Here is an 11,624-nt window from a genome sequence, read left to right on the forward strand (position 1 = left end):
CCGTCGTCTTCTCCCTCAGCCGCCGACGCGGGCGGTGCTGGCGCGCTCGATGAGGTACTGCACCAGGGTCATGAGCACGTTCTTGGCCGAGGTGCGATCCCGGGCGTCACACAGCATGACCGGCAGCCGCGGATCCAGGTCGAGCGCATCGCGCACCTCCTCGGCGGTGTAGCGCGGCGCCCCGTCGAAGCAGTTGACCGCCACCGTGAACGCCACCCCGCGGCGTTCGAAGAAGTCGATGGCAGCGAAGGAGGAATCCAGGCGACGGGTGTCGGCCAGCACCACCGCGCCGAGCGCGCCGCGCGCCAATTCGTCCCACAGGAACCAGAATCGGTCCTGGCCGGGGGTGCCGAACAGGTACAGCACCAGGCTGGGGTCGATGGTGATGCGGCCGAAGTCCAGGGCCACCGTGGTGGTGGTCTTGGCCTCCACGCCGCTCAGATCGTCCACGCCGGAACTGAGTTCGGTGATCAGCTCTTCGGTGCGCAGCGGAGTGATCTCACTGATCGCCGACACCATGGTCGTCTTGCCCACGCCGAAACCACCGGCGATGAGGATCTTGACCGAGGACGCCAGTTGACGCTCCACGGACGGGTCAAAGCTTTCGGATGCCATCGAGTACAGCTCGCAATACGTTGAGGTCGCCGGGACCGGCGTCGGAGGTGGCCGGAGCCCGGAAGTTCAGCAGCCGGTCGGAGATGAGGTCGCCGACCAGGATCTTCGTAACCGCCAGCGGTAGCCGCAGAGTCGCCGAGACCTCGGCGACCGACTGCGGAAGCTGGCACAGGCGAACGATTTCCGCGTATTCGGGTTCGACGCGCCGCAGTGGCGGAGCTCCGTAGGGCGCGTGCACCACGGTGAGCATGTCCAGGTCGTGCGCCGCGCCCATGGTCCGGCCTCCCGTCCGGGCATACGGGCGCACCAGCGGACCAGCCGCGTCGTCGAACCATTGTTCCCCCGGCCGCGGCATCATGACAGTCGGGGGTTGCCCTGTCCGGCCAAGCCTTGGCGCGGGGTGGTGGACAGGTAGCTGCCGACACGCTGCACGGTCAGGTTCATCTCGTAGGCGACCATGCCCAGGTTGGCCTGCTCGGTGGCCTGTAGCGCCAGGCAGGCGTGACTGCCGGCGGCCGTCACGAACAGTACGGCCCGGTCGAGTTCGATGACCGCCTGGCGTACGCCGCCACCGTCGAAACGATTGCCCGCGCTGCGCGCCAGACCGTAGAGCGTGGAGGACATGGCGCCGAAATGCTCCGCGTCCTCCCGGCTCATGGCCGAGGAGCGACCCAGCAGCAGGCCGTCGGTGGAGTGCACCACCGCGTGTCGAACGCCCGCGAGCCGATCGACCAGATCGTCGAGTAGCCAGTTGAGATCACCAGCGTTGGAGGTGGTCACCATCGCCTTCCTGTCGGTCCGGGGGAGTGGAGGTAGGCCCGAACGCATCGAAACCGGCCCGACGGCCCTGCCTGGTTCCGTTCTCGATGGCGGACATGAGGTCTCGGGCCTGCTCGGCGGTGGCGGCCGGACGCTCCGAGGGCACCGAGGAATCGGCTGCCTCCGGGGCATTCGCCAATTCCGGTGCGAGACTTGCCTGTCGACGCCGACGCGGGAGTGCCGGCCGAGTGTCGGAGCCAGTGTACTGGGAGCGGCCGTTCTCGCGGGCGGTATGGCCGATCTCCGGGAAACGCTCGGGTCGCGGTGGGAACACCGGTGGTCGAGTGGGGTTGGTCGGCGGCTCGAACGCCGCGACCGGCTCGAAGGATCCGGTCTGGGTGGCGGATCCGGCGGGCGGGGCGGGCGTCGGTTCGGCTTGTTCCGGCGGCGCCAGCGGCGGCAGGAACTCCGGCGATTCGAGTTCCAGGCGCGGCAGCTCGGATTCGGTGCGTAGCGCGGCGACGCGCTGGGCCAGCGGTTCCCGGGCCACCACGGGGATCTCGCCGCTGGCGACGGCGGCGACGGTCAGATTCGTGGGCACCAGCACGATGGCGCGGACGCCGCCGTAGTCGGATTCGGTCAGGCGCACCGAGATGCCGTGCCGCATGGCCAGCCGCGCCACCACGAACAGGCCGAGGCGGGAGTCCTGAGACAGCGCGGTCACACCGAAATCCGGTGGATTGCGCAGCATCTCGTTGAGCCGGGCCTGTTCGGACTCGGGGATGCCCATGCCCTGGTCGATCACCTCCAGCGCCAGTCCCTTGCCGACCACGCCGCCGCGAATCTCCACCTGGGACTGCGGCGGGGAGAAAGAGGAGGCATTGTCGACGAGTTCGGCCAGCAGGTGCACGAGGTCGGCGACGACGGTGCCCGCCACCGCGATCTCCGGCATCCGGTTGATCTTCACCCGGGTGTAGTCCAGCGCTTCCCCGACACCGGAGCGCACCACCTCGACCAGCGGCACCGGCTGCCGCCACTGGCGGCCGGGCTGACCGCCCGCCAGGATGATCAGATTCTCGGCATTCCGGCGTTCGCGGGTGGCCAGGTGGTCGAGCCGGAAGAAGGTCTCCAGCAGAGCCGGATCCTCCTGGCGCGCTTCGGCTTCGTCCAGGATCTCCAGCTGGCGGTGCACCACCACCTGGCTGCGGTGGGCGATATTGAGGAAGACCGCCTTCACGCCCTCCCGAGTACGGGCCTCGGTCACGGCCGCCGAGACGGCCGCGCCGTGCGCATGGGTGAACGCCTTGGCCACCTGGCCGATCTCGTCGTGCCCGAAGTCCAGGACGGCCGCCTCGGCGGCGGGGTCCACCTCCTCGCCCTCGTTGAGCTTGCGCATGATCTCCGGCAGCCGCTCGTCGGCCAGCGCGAAGGTCTGGTCACGAAGGCGCTTGAGCCGCCGGATGATCCGGTTCGCCAGCAGCAGCGCCACCACGAAGGCGGACGATGACAGCAGCAGCACGCCGAACCCGGCCAGCAGGGAATCGCGCGCGTTGTCGTGGGCTTCCTGGCGGGCGATGCTGTTCGCCTCCAGGTTCTGGTCGTCCCACAGCTTCGCCAGGGTGTCGGAGACCTCGGCGACGGCCGCCTGCCACTCCTCCGTGGTCAACGGCAGCGGAGTGAGGATGGAGTCCTCGACCTGCGCGCCGGTGCGGGAGTCGGTGGTGTCGTGCTCGTGCGGGAAGGCACGCTGCATGAGCGCCTGTTCCATGGCCCCGAGTCGCTGCCAGGCGGGGCTGGCGAGCAGGTTCTGCGCCACCTGTGCCTGCGCGGGATCGCTGTCGCCGGTGAGGATTTGCACGGTGATGCGATAGAAGCCGATGAGGCGAATGTATTCGGCGGCGAGTTCATCGGGCAGACCGACGTCGTTGGCGAGTGCGGCCCCGAGCGCGTTGGCACGGGTCAGCGACTCCAGCGCCAACAGCACCTGCACCGATTCGGCGAGTTCGGCGGCGATTTCGGCGCTGGGCGAATCCTCCTGCACGATGCGGGTACCGATGAGCACCACGTCGGGCAGGCGGCTGTAGAAGGTGTACGCGTCGGTGATGGGCAGCATGCCCGAATCCACGCCCGCGCGCACGGTCGTGAGGTTCTCCTTGAGCTTCAGGAAATCGCCGACATCGCCCTGGAGTGCCTCGGGCCCCATGTTCCTGACCTGATCCTCGGTCGGGGTCATGGTGCGGAAGGCGTTGTCGAGGCGGGTTCTGGCCCCCGCCAGCGCGGTGCGGTCGGTCTCCTCGCCCGCGTAGATCCACAGGGTGGCCCGGCGTTCGTCCTGCACGGCCTCGAGCAACTCCGCCACCGGTTCGATGCCGTCGATCATCTGCGCCGCCCAGTCCTCGGCGCGGTTTCCGGCGGACACCAAATACCCGGCCGTTCCCACTCCCACCCCGAGCAGCGCCGCGCTCGGAACGAGCGCGATCGCCAGGATGCGGGTTCGGACGCCGAGCCTCGCTCTGAACATCTGCGCAACGTAACGGGACGTAGGTCACATATGCCGCCCATGTCCCGGTGGCCGGGACTCGATTGGACAACTCGAGTTATTCGTGTCGGAGCATCGGCCCCACGACCCCGGTCGACGGCTGGCCGGTCCGACTCGCTGCCGGTCGACAATCCGGCCGATTCGGATCATCGCGGCGGAGTGGGCATGATCGGGCCCTACCTGGGGGTAGATTGTGTGTATCCACGAGTTACTCGTAAGTAGGAGGCCGACCATGCCCGTGCCGGAAGCCGCAGTATTCGACCGTCTGCGGACGTTCGCGGCGGTGGACACCACCGGGGACCACCGGACCCGGACCATCACCGAGGTGTTCACCGGCACGACGCTCGGCTCGGTTCCCGTCGGCACCGCCGCCGACGTCGCCGCCGCGTTCACCAAAGCGCGCGCCGCACAAGCGGACTGGGCCGCCCGTCCACCCAAGGACCGGGCCGAGGTCTTCGAGCGCTACCGGGCGCTGGTGGTGGAGAACCGCGAATACCTCATGGACGTGATCCAGGCCGAGACCGGCAAGGCGCGCTGGGCGGCCCAGGAAGAGGTCATGGGGCTGATCTTCGCGGCCCGGTACTACGCCCGGGTCGCACCCAAGCTGCTCAGCCCCTACAGCGTGCCGGGCGCGTTCCCCGTCCTCAATCGCGCCCAGGTCCGCACCCAGCCCAAGGGCGTGGTCGGGGTGATCGCGCCGTGGAACTACCCGATGCTGCTCTCGGTCGGCGACTCGATCCCGGCGCTGCTGGCGGGCAATGCCGTGGTGGTCAAGCCCGATTCGCAGACGCCGTACTCCTCGCTGGCCAATGCCGAGCTCATGTACCGGGCCGGACTGCCGCGCGACCTGTTCGCGGTGGTGACCGGACCGGGCACGGTGGTCGGCACCGCCATCGTCGACTCCTGCGACTACCTCATGTTCACCGGCTCCTCCGACACCGGCCGCACCCTCGCCGAGCAGTGCGGGCGGCGGCTGATCGGCTTCTCCGCGGAACTGGGCGGCAAGAACCCCATGATCGTCACGCGCGGTGCCCACCTGGACAAGGCCGCCAAAGCCGCTGTGCGCGCGTGTTTCTCGAATGCCGGGCAGCTGTGCATCTCCATCGAGCGGCTCTACGTGGACCGCGCCGTCGCACCGGAGTTCACCGAGAAGTTCGTGGCCGCGGTGCGCAACGCCAAGCTCGGGGCGAGCTACGACTACTCCAGCGACATCGGCAGCCTGATCTCGCCCGCGCAGCTCGAGACCGTGCAGAAGCATGTCGCCGACGCCACCTCCAAGGGCGCGAAGGTGCTGGCGGGCGGCAACGCCCGCCCCGATATCGGCCCCCTGTTCTTCGAGCCGACCATCCTCACCGAGGTCACCGACGCCATGGAGTGCGGCCGCGACGAGACCTTCGGCCCGCTGGTGTCCATCTACCCGTTCGACACCGTGGACGAGGCCATCGCGCTGGCCAACGACACCGAGTACGGCCTCAATGCCAGCGTCTGGGCCGATACCAAGGCCGCCGGTGAGGCGATCGCCGAACGCCTGCACGCCGGAACCGTCTGCGTCGACGAGGGGTACGCCCCCGCCTGGGGGACCACCGGCGCGCCCATGGGCGGTATGGGGATCTCCGGCGTCGGCCGCCGCCACGGCCCCGACGGTCTGCTGAAGTTCACCGAACCGCAGACCGTGGTGGTGACCCGCTTCCTGAATCTCGATCCGCCGCCGCTGGTCTCGCAGGACAGGTGGCAGCCCTTCCTCATGGGTGTGGCTCGCGCGCTGCGCTTCCTGCCGGGACGCTGAGCCGGAATCCCTTGTGGCCCTAGTCTGGGGCGGTCGAAAGGAATTTCATGAGCAATCCGCTCGCCGCCCCGGATCCGTGGGATGTCGTGGCCGACGGCTACGACGAGGTGACCCCCGATATGATGCTGCCGTTCGCGGTACTGGCGCTGGCGCAGGCCGATCCGGCCGCCGACGCGCGCGTACTGGATGTCGCGGCCGGGCCGGGGACGTTGACGCTGCCCGCCGCCGCCCTGGTCGACCGGGTGGACGCGATCGACTTCTCGCCCACCATGATCGACCGCTTACGCGCGCACACCGCGGCGGCCGGATTCGACAATGTGGCAGCGCAGGTGGGCGACGGACAGCGACTGCCGTTCGCCGACAACGAATTCGACGCCGCGTTCTCCATGTTCGGGCTCATGTTCTTCCCGGATCGGGCCGCCGGATTCGCCGAACTGCACCGGGTGCTGAAGCCGGGCGGCACCGCCGTGGTGTCGAGCTGGGCACCGGCCTCGGAATCCTCGCTCATGACGCTCATGTTCGACGTATTGCGCGCCGGGAATCCGGATATGCCGCGGCCGCAGCCGAATCCGGACAGCCTGGAGAATCCGGAGGTGTTCGACGCCGAACTGCGAGCGGCCGGATTCACCGACGTGACCGTACAGGCGCACACCATCTCGCTGTCCTACGAGAGCGCGGCGGTCATGTGGGACAAGTTCTCCCGTGGCAGCGCGCCCTTGCAGGTCATGCGTCAGAGCGTCGACGCCGACGAGTGGGCGCGGCGGGACCGGCTCATGCTCGACCACCTGGCGGCGAATTACACTCCGCACCAGGCGCTCACCACGACCGCCTGGCTGGGCTCCGGTCGCAAGTGATCGATGGCGCGGCCGGCCCGGAGAAACCGGCCGCGCCACCACTCATCCGGTCAGGTCCGCGCCGCGTCGCGGTGCCGGGGCCGCCTCCAAGACCGCCGCCTCGGCGTCGGTGAACACGCGTGACCGGATGATGAATCGGACTCCCTCGTGGGCCTCCAGCGAGAAACCGCCGCGGCGGCCCGGCACCACGTCCACGGTGAGATGGCTGTGCCGCCACCGCTCGAACTGGTCGGCGCTCATCCAGAACGGGGTGTCCGGGAAAACACGCCCGAGCAGGACGTCGGCCGCGCCGACCCGGAACTCGCTCAGCGGACAGCACAGCGGGGAACCGCTGTCGCGGGACATCCCCGACTGGTGGAACACCACCGGTCCGTGCCGGTCGATGAGGCCCTGCAGGACCTCGGCCGCGGCCTCGGTGATGCCCACCCGGGATACGGCACCGGTGCGCATCACAGGGACCCGACCCGCGGTACGGCGCGACCGGCGCTCGGCCGGTCGGGCGCGGGCGTGATCGGGTCGGTCCCCGGCCCGTCGGTGCCGGGTTGGGCGTTACTCATGACGCGCGACCTCCTCGCGATGTCTCCGGGTATTCGGGCTCACTATGAACCGGACGGGTTGGCGCTGGGTTGGCGTCACCGCTAACCCGTCAGCGCGGTATGCAAACGTGCGGTGACCAGGGCACGACGGCTGTCGCCGGGTGCCAGCAAACGGAGCGCGTGCTCGTGGACCTCGATATCGTCCGGGCGGTGCTCGCCGAAGAGCAGGGCGTGCTCGGGTCGGTTGCCCGACAGCACGGCGGTGCGCACCACCACGTCGATGTATTCGCGCCACCGCACGATGCCCGGGGTTTCCGAATGCGGTAGCAGCGGACCCCGATACCGACGCAGGGCGGTGGTGACGTCGTCCGACTCGATGGCGGCCAGCACCTCCGCGGCGTCGCAGCAGATCGGTCGGGTGAGCAGGTAACGACGGTCGGCGATACCGCCGTCGATGGCGCGGCGCAGATGGGAGACGTCGGCCTTGAGCGTGGACGCGGCGACGGGCCGGTCGCCGTAGACGGCGTCGCGCAGGCGGTCCGGCGTGAATCCGTCCGGCTCCAGGGCCAGCAGGGTGAGGATCTCCAGCTGGCGCGGGCGCATCGGGATCGGTGTGCCCGCGCGCAGCAGGCGCGCCCTGCCCAGACATTCCAGGCGAATGGCCGGTCCGGTGCGCGGGGCGTCGACGCGCAACCGGGATTCGATGGCGCACACCAGCGCGCGCACCGTGGACATGGCCAGCGGGTTGGCGCGATCCCAGTACGAGGACAGATCCAGCAGCCCGACCATGCGGCCGTCCGGGGCGTGGATGGGGGGCGCAGTAGCAGACCCAGGCGTGCAGTGCCTCCACCAGGTGTTCGGCCGAGAACACCGTCGTCGGCCGGTCGTTGTGCAGCGCCAGCGACACCGCGTTGGTGCCCATGTGGAACTCGTCCCAGACGCCGCCCGGGGCGAAGTTCACCTGCTCGGCGCGCAGCCGGACACCGCGCGCGCCCGAGGACCACAGCAGCACGCCATCCGCGTCGGTGACCGCGGTGACGAATCCGGCGTCCTCGGCGATGCCGCGCAGTTCGGCCGCCATCGCGAGGACGGGCTCCCGCAACGGGGAGCGGGACCAGCGCAGGCCCAGCTCGTCGCGATCGGTCGCCGGAGCGACGGCGCGGGACAGGTCCACGGCCCCGCGCACCCGCTGCCAGGATTGCGCGACCTCGGTGCGTAGCAGGGTGTTTCGACCGATGGAGGCCCCGGATGCGGCGGCCCACCGCGTCCAGACCTGCTCCAACTCCGCTCGCCGCCGCGTGAGAGTGTGCACCTCTGTCATGCGCCAACTCCTCGTTGATCCGCTGTGCGCACCCTCATCATGGTCCCCGGGCGTGGGACGTGAGCCCGATCGATGCGGCCGCGGCACGGATTGTCAGAGCCCGGTGCGCGGCCGGTCGGTCCACGGCGCGGGCGGACGGGCGAAAACGACTGGTAGACAGGAGCATATGGAGAAGCCATTCCGTTTCGGCGTCAATCTGACCATGCCCGGTTCCCGATCCGAATGGGTCACGCGGTGTCAGCGGGCCGAAGCACTGGGCTACGACGTCATCAGCGTTCCCGACCATCTGGGGCTGCCCGCGCCCTTCCCGGCACTGGCGGTGGCCGCCGAGGTGACCGAACGGGTGCGGTTGAACACCTTCGTGCTCAATACGCCCTTCTACAATCCGGTGCTGCTGGCTCGCGATGTGGCCGGGCTGGACGCGCTCAGCGGCGGCCGATTCGAACTGGGCCTCGGCGCGGGCTACGTGCAGGCCGAATTCGAGGCCGCCGCACTGCCGTTCCCGACCGCCGGGCAGCGGGTCGACCACCTCGAGCGCACCGTGACGACGCTGCGGGATCTCTTCGCCGACCCCGAGTACCAGCCGCGCCCGGCCCAGGCCGGGGGACCGCCGCTGCTCATCGCCGGATGGGGTGACCGCGTGCTGTCCGTCGCGGCCCGACACGCCCGGATCATCGGCTTCGCCGGGGCCGCACCCTCCACCAGCGGACATCACCTCACCCTCGCGGACCCCGCCGACTTCAGCCGCAAGCTCGAACACGTCCGCGGCCTGCTCGGCCCGCGCACCGACGAGGTCGAGTTCAACCTCCTGGTCCAGCAGGTCGCGGCACCGGCGGACCGCGACACCCTCGGCGCGGGCATCCGACCCCATATGCCGCCGGGGGACACCACCGTGGAGGAGCTGCCCACCCTGCTCGTCGGCACCCCCGAACAGATCGCCGACACCCTGCGCGAACGCCGCGAGCGGTACGGGTTCTCCTACATCACCGTGCTGGAACCGAGCATGGAGAAACTCGCGCCTGTCATCGAGCTGTTGCGCTGACAGCGGCCGAGGCGGTGCTACCGTCGGACACCGTGAGCGAAGATGCCCTTGTACGGGAAGTGCGGGAACTACACCGTGATCTCGGCGGCTGGCTCGGAAGCGCCGACGATGCGGCGCGGGAGCGGTTCCTCGGGCAACAACACGCGGAGTTCTCGATGGTCACCCTGGACGGGGATATCCTCACCCGCGCGCCGCTGGCCGATCATCTGCGCGGCGCGGGCGGCGCGGTGCCGGGGCTGCGGATCGACATCGACGATATCGAGATCCTGGTGCGCACGGCGGAGACCGCGGCGGTGCGCTTCCGGGAACGGCACCGGCACGGCGATACCGTCGCCGCGCGGCTGACGACGGCGGTGCTGTTGACCGACCCGGCCGCCCGGAATGGGTTGCGCTGGCGCAGCGTGCACGAAACGGCTTGCGCCGACAAATAATCGGGTTCGCCCGGCGATCCGCTTTCGAGCAGTGCTTCGACTGGGAGATGTGATCCGGCCCCGACGTGCCGACCGGACCGGTCGGCGCTAGCCGCGCGTGATCTCCCAGGGCGCACGGGCGTCCGGGTCGGTGCGGTGCGCGTAGACCGCCAGACGCACCCGATTGTCACAGCCGGTCTTCGACATCAGGTTCGCCACATGGGTTTTGACCGTGGTCGCGCCGAGGTGCAGCCGGTCGGCGATCTCCTGATTGCCCCAGCCCTCACCCACCAGGCGCAGCACCTCACGTTCGCGGGGCGTCAGCTCGACGGTCGGGAGATCGGGGGCGTCGGCGGACAGGGCGCGGTCGACCAGCCGCCGGATCAGGGTGGGGGAGAACAGCATATCGCCGTCGACGGTGCGGCGGACGGCCGCCAGCAGGTCGGCGGGGGCGGTGTCCTTCACCAGGTAGCCCGCGGCACCGGCGGCCAGCGCCGGATAGAGGTGATCGTCGTCGTCGAAGGTGGTCAGCACCAGGACGCGGACGCCCGGATGGGCGCGGGTGATCTGCGCGGTCGCCCGCACACCGTCCACCCCCGGCATGCGCAGATCCATGAGCACCAGATCCGGAGTCAGCCGCGCGCACAGCCGCACCGCCTCCGCCCCGTCGGCCGCCTCACCCACGACCGTCAGGTCCGCGGTGGACTCCAACAGCATGCGCAGCCCCGCACGCACCAGTCGCTGATCATCGGCCAGCAGCACCCGAATGCTCACCACACCACCTCCCACATGCCCGTCGCGACACCGCCCGCCCGCGTACTCGTCGCGGCACCAACCACTCTCGAATTCATCGCGACACCGCCCACTCCCGCATCGCGACGCCGCGGGTGCCCCGCCGCACCAATGCCCGCCCCACCGCGACACCATTCGCCCGCGGGTTCCCCGCAGCACCACAGGCCCGCCCATCGCGCAGCGCCCGCAAACTCGTCGCGGAAGCGTCCGCACCCATGCACCTCGCGGTACCGTCCACGCTCACGTCCCGCGCGGTACCGTCCACGCTCACGTCCCGCGCGATACCGTCCACGCTCACGTCCCGCGCGATACCGTCCGCCCACACGTCCCGCTGGGTACCGTCCACGCTCACGTCCCGCTGGGTACCGTCCACGCATTTCGCGGCACCGCACGCCCGCACGCTCATCGGGGGACCGCCGCGGTGGCGATGGGCAGCAGTGCCGATACGGTCCAGCCGGAAGCGTCGGGACCGGCGGCCAGGGTGCCACCGGCGAGGGCCACTCGTTCCCGCATGCCGATAATGCCCTGACCGTCGGCATCATCGGTGGTGACGCCGGCTCCCGCACTGCGCACGGTGACCGCCACCGCATCGCCGGAGCGCAGCACCGATACCGACACCGGGGCGGCGGCCGGGGCGTGCTTCATGACATTGGTCAGTGACTCCTGCACCAGCCGCAGCAGGGTCAAGCGGCCGATGGCGTCCAGGCCGGGTGGCACCGCGATCTCGGCGGTCACCGGGAATCCGGCGGCCCGCACCCGCTCCACCGCGGCGTCGAGTTCCGCGGGCACGGCCTCCGGCTCCACCAGCGCCACCTGGCCGAGCGCCGGGTCGCGCAGGGCGACCAGCAGCCGCCGACTGTCGGCCAGCGCCGACGCGGCCGTATCGTGCACATCGTCGAGCACCGCGCCGAGCCGCTCGTCGGCGCTCACCACATGCCGCGCCACCCCGATGCGCAGCACAATCGACGCC

General features: G+C 70.0%; 14 protein-coding genes. 5 read left to right on the forward strand and 9 right to left on the reverse strand.

Features of this window, described 5'->3' with window-relative positions:
* Positions 1 to 15: 15 nt before the first annotated feature.
* The 4 genes from QK444_RS22775 to QK444_RS22790 are packed head-to-tail and all read right to left on the reverse strand — an operon-like array spanning position 16 to position 3,895.
* Positions 16 to 615 (reverse strand): ATP/GTP-binding protein, encoded by a 600-nt coding sequence (locus QK444_RS22775; protein WP_282783488.1) that lies wholly within the window; start codon positions 613 to 615, stop codon positions 16 to 18.
* Positions 596 to 970 carry a DUF742 domain-containing protein gene (locus tag QK444_RS22780; RefSeq protein WP_029927698.1) on the reverse strand — a complete coding sequence of 125 codons (375 nt, stop codon included), beginning with the start codon at positions 968 to 970 and terminating at the stop codon, positions 596 to 598. The genes QK444_RS22775 and QK444_RS22780 overlap by 20 nt, the downstream gene beginning before the upstream one ends.
* Positions 970 to 1,395, reverse strand: coding sequence for a roadblock/LC7 domain-containing protein (locus QK444_RS22785; RefSeq protein ID WP_029927699.1), 426 nt, complete (start codon positions 1,393 to 1,395; stop codon positions 970 to 972). Before QK444_RS22785 ends, QK444_RS22780 begins: the two co-directional genes overlap by 1 nt.
* Positions 1,373 to 3,895, reverse strand: coding sequence for a nitrate- and nitrite sensing domain-containing protein (locus QK444_RS22790; RefSeq protein ID WP_282783491.1), 2,523 nt, complete (start codon positions 3,893 to 3,895; stop codon positions 1,373 to 1,375). Before QK444_RS22790 ends, QK444_RS22785 begins: the two co-directional genes overlap by 23 nt.
* A 250-nt stretch (positions 3,896 to 4,145) precedes the next feature.
* Here QK444_RS22790 and QK444_RS22795 point away from each other — a divergent pair, with 250 nt between their 5' ends.
* Both QK444_RS22795 and QK444_RS22800 read left to right on the forward strand, forming a co-directional pair.
* The gene (locus QK444_RS22795) at positions 4,146 to 5,699 is read left to right on the forward strand and encodes a succinic semialdehyde dehydrogenase (RefSeq protein ID WP_282783493.1); all 1,554 of its coding nucleotides are present in this window, start codon (positions 4,146 to 4,148) and stop codon (positions 5,697 to 5,699) included.
* Positions 5,700 to 5,746: 47 nt separating this feature from the next.
* The gene (locus QK444_RS22800; protein WP_282783495.1) at positions 5,747 to 6,553 is read left to right on the forward strand and encodes a class I SAM-dependent methyltransferase; all 807 of its coding nucleotides are present in this window, start codon (positions 5,747 to 5,749) and stop codon (positions 6,551 to 6,553) included.
* A gap of 42 nt (positions 6,554 to 6,595) precedes the next feature.
* Here QK444_RS22800 and QK444_RS22805 read toward each other — a convergent pair whose 3' ends face one another.
* Together QK444_RS22805 and QK444_RS22810 are read right to left on the reverse strand one after the other, a co-directional pair.
* Complete coding sequence (locus QK444_RS22805; RefSeq protein WP_043599955.1) at positions 6,596 to 7,003, reverse strand: DUF779 domain-containing protein; 408 nt, start codon at positions 7,001 to 7,003, stop codon at positions 6,596 to 6,598.
* A 188-nt stretch (positions 7,004 to 7,191) separates the two neighbouring features.
* The gene (locus tag QK444_RS22810; RefSeq protein ID WP_282783498.1) at positions 7,192 to 7,878 is read right to left on the reverse strand and encodes a helix-turn-helix domain-containing protein; all 687 of its coding nucleotides are present in this window, start codon (positions 7,876 to 7,878) and stop codon (positions 7,192 to 7,194) included.
* A gap of 133 nt (positions 7,879 to 8,011) precedes the next feature.
* On the opposite strand from QK444_RS22810, the gene QK444_RS22815 reads away from it, so the two are divergent.
* The 3 genes from QK444_RS22815 (at position 8,012) to QK444_RS22825 (ending at position 9,883) form a co-directional block, all read left to right on the forward strand.
* A complete protein-coding gene (locus tag QK444_RS22815; RefSeq protein ID WP_282783500.1) occupies positions 8,012 to 8,308 on the forward strand; it encodes a hypothetical protein in 297 nt (98 codons plus the stop codon).
* A 268-nt stretch (positions 8,309 to 8,576) separates the two neighbouring features.
* A complete protein-coding gene (locus tag QK444_RS22820; RefSeq protein ID WP_282783502.1) occupies positions 8,577 to 9,452 on the forward strand; it encodes an LLM class F420-dependent oxidoreductase in 876 nt (291 codons plus the stop codon).
* A gap of 32 nt (positions 9,453 to 9,484) precedes the next feature.
* Positions 9,485 to 9,883 (forward strand): hypothetical protein, encoded by a 399-nt coding sequence (locus QK444_RS22825; protein ID WP_282783503.1) that lies wholly within the window; start codon positions 9,485 to 9,487, stop codon positions 9,881 to 9,883.
* 87 nt (positions 9,884 to 9,970) lie between these two features.
* Here QK444_RS22825 and QK444_RS22830 read toward each other — a convergent pair whose 3' ends face one another.
* The 3 genes from QK444_RS22830 to QK444_RS22840 all read right to left on the reverse strand — a co-directional run.
* A complete protein-coding gene (locus tag QK444_RS22830; RefSeq protein WP_282783505.1) occupies positions 9,971 to 10,636 on the reverse strand; it encodes a response regulator transcription factor in 666 nt (221 codons plus the stop codon).
* A gap of 73 nt (positions 10,637 to 10,709) precedes the next feature.
* Positions 10,710 to 11,006 carry a hypothetical protein gene (locus tag QK444_RS22835; protein ID WP_282783507.1) on the reverse strand — a complete coding sequence of 99 codons (297 nt, stop codon included), beginning with the start codon at positions 11,004 to 11,006 and terminating at the stop codon, positions 10,710 to 10,712.
* Positions 11,007 to 11,056: 50 nt separating this feature from the next.
* Positions 11,057 to 11,624: ATP-binding protein (locus QK444_RS22840; RefSeq protein WP_349239540.1), on the reverse strand; the 568-nt coding region annotated here is incomplete at its 5' end.

The sequence above is a fragment of the Nocardia sp. CC201C genome (genome assembly GCF_030010695.1).
GTDB classification, from domain to species: Bacteria; Actinomycetota; Actinomycetes; order Mycobacteriales; family Mycobacteriaceae; genus Nocardia; species Nocardia otitidiscaviarum.

Excerpts from the sequence above, each read along its gene's own strand:
- QK444_RS22820 (WP_282783502.1), top strand. The coding sequence starts at position 8,577 with ATGGAGAAGCCATTCCGTTTCGGCGTCAATCTGACCATGCCCGGTTCC.
- QK444_RS22775 (WP_282783488.1), bottom strand. The coding sequence starts at position 615 with ATGGCATCCGAAAGCTTTGACCCGTCCGTGGAGCGTCAACTGGCGTCC.
- QK444_RS22800 (WP_282783495.1), top strand. The coding sequence starts at position 5,747 with ATGAGCAATCCGCTCGCCGCCCCGGATCCGTGGGATGTCGTGGCCGAC.
- QK444_RS22795 (WP_282783493.1), top strand. The coding sequence starts at position 4,146 with ATGCCCGTGCCGGAAGCCGCAGTATTCGACCGTCTGCGGACGTTCGCG.
- QK444_RS22805 (WP_043599955.1), bottom strand. The coding sequence starts at position 7,003 with ATGCGCACCGGTGCCGTATCCCGGGTGGGCATCACCGAGGCCGCGGCC.
- QK444_RS22790 (WP_282783491.1), bottom strand. The coding sequence starts at position 3,895 with ATGTTCAGAGCGAGGCTCGGCGTCCGAACCCGCATCCTGGCGATCGCG.
- QK444_RS22780 (WP_029927698.1), bottom strand. The coding sequence starts at position 970 with ATGCCGCGGCCGGGGGAACAATGGTTCGACGACGCGGCTGGTCCGCTG.
- QK444_RS22810 (WP_282783498.1), bottom strand. The coding sequence starts at position 7,878 with ATGGTCGGGCTGCTGGATCTGTCCTCGTACTGGGATCGCGCCAACCCG.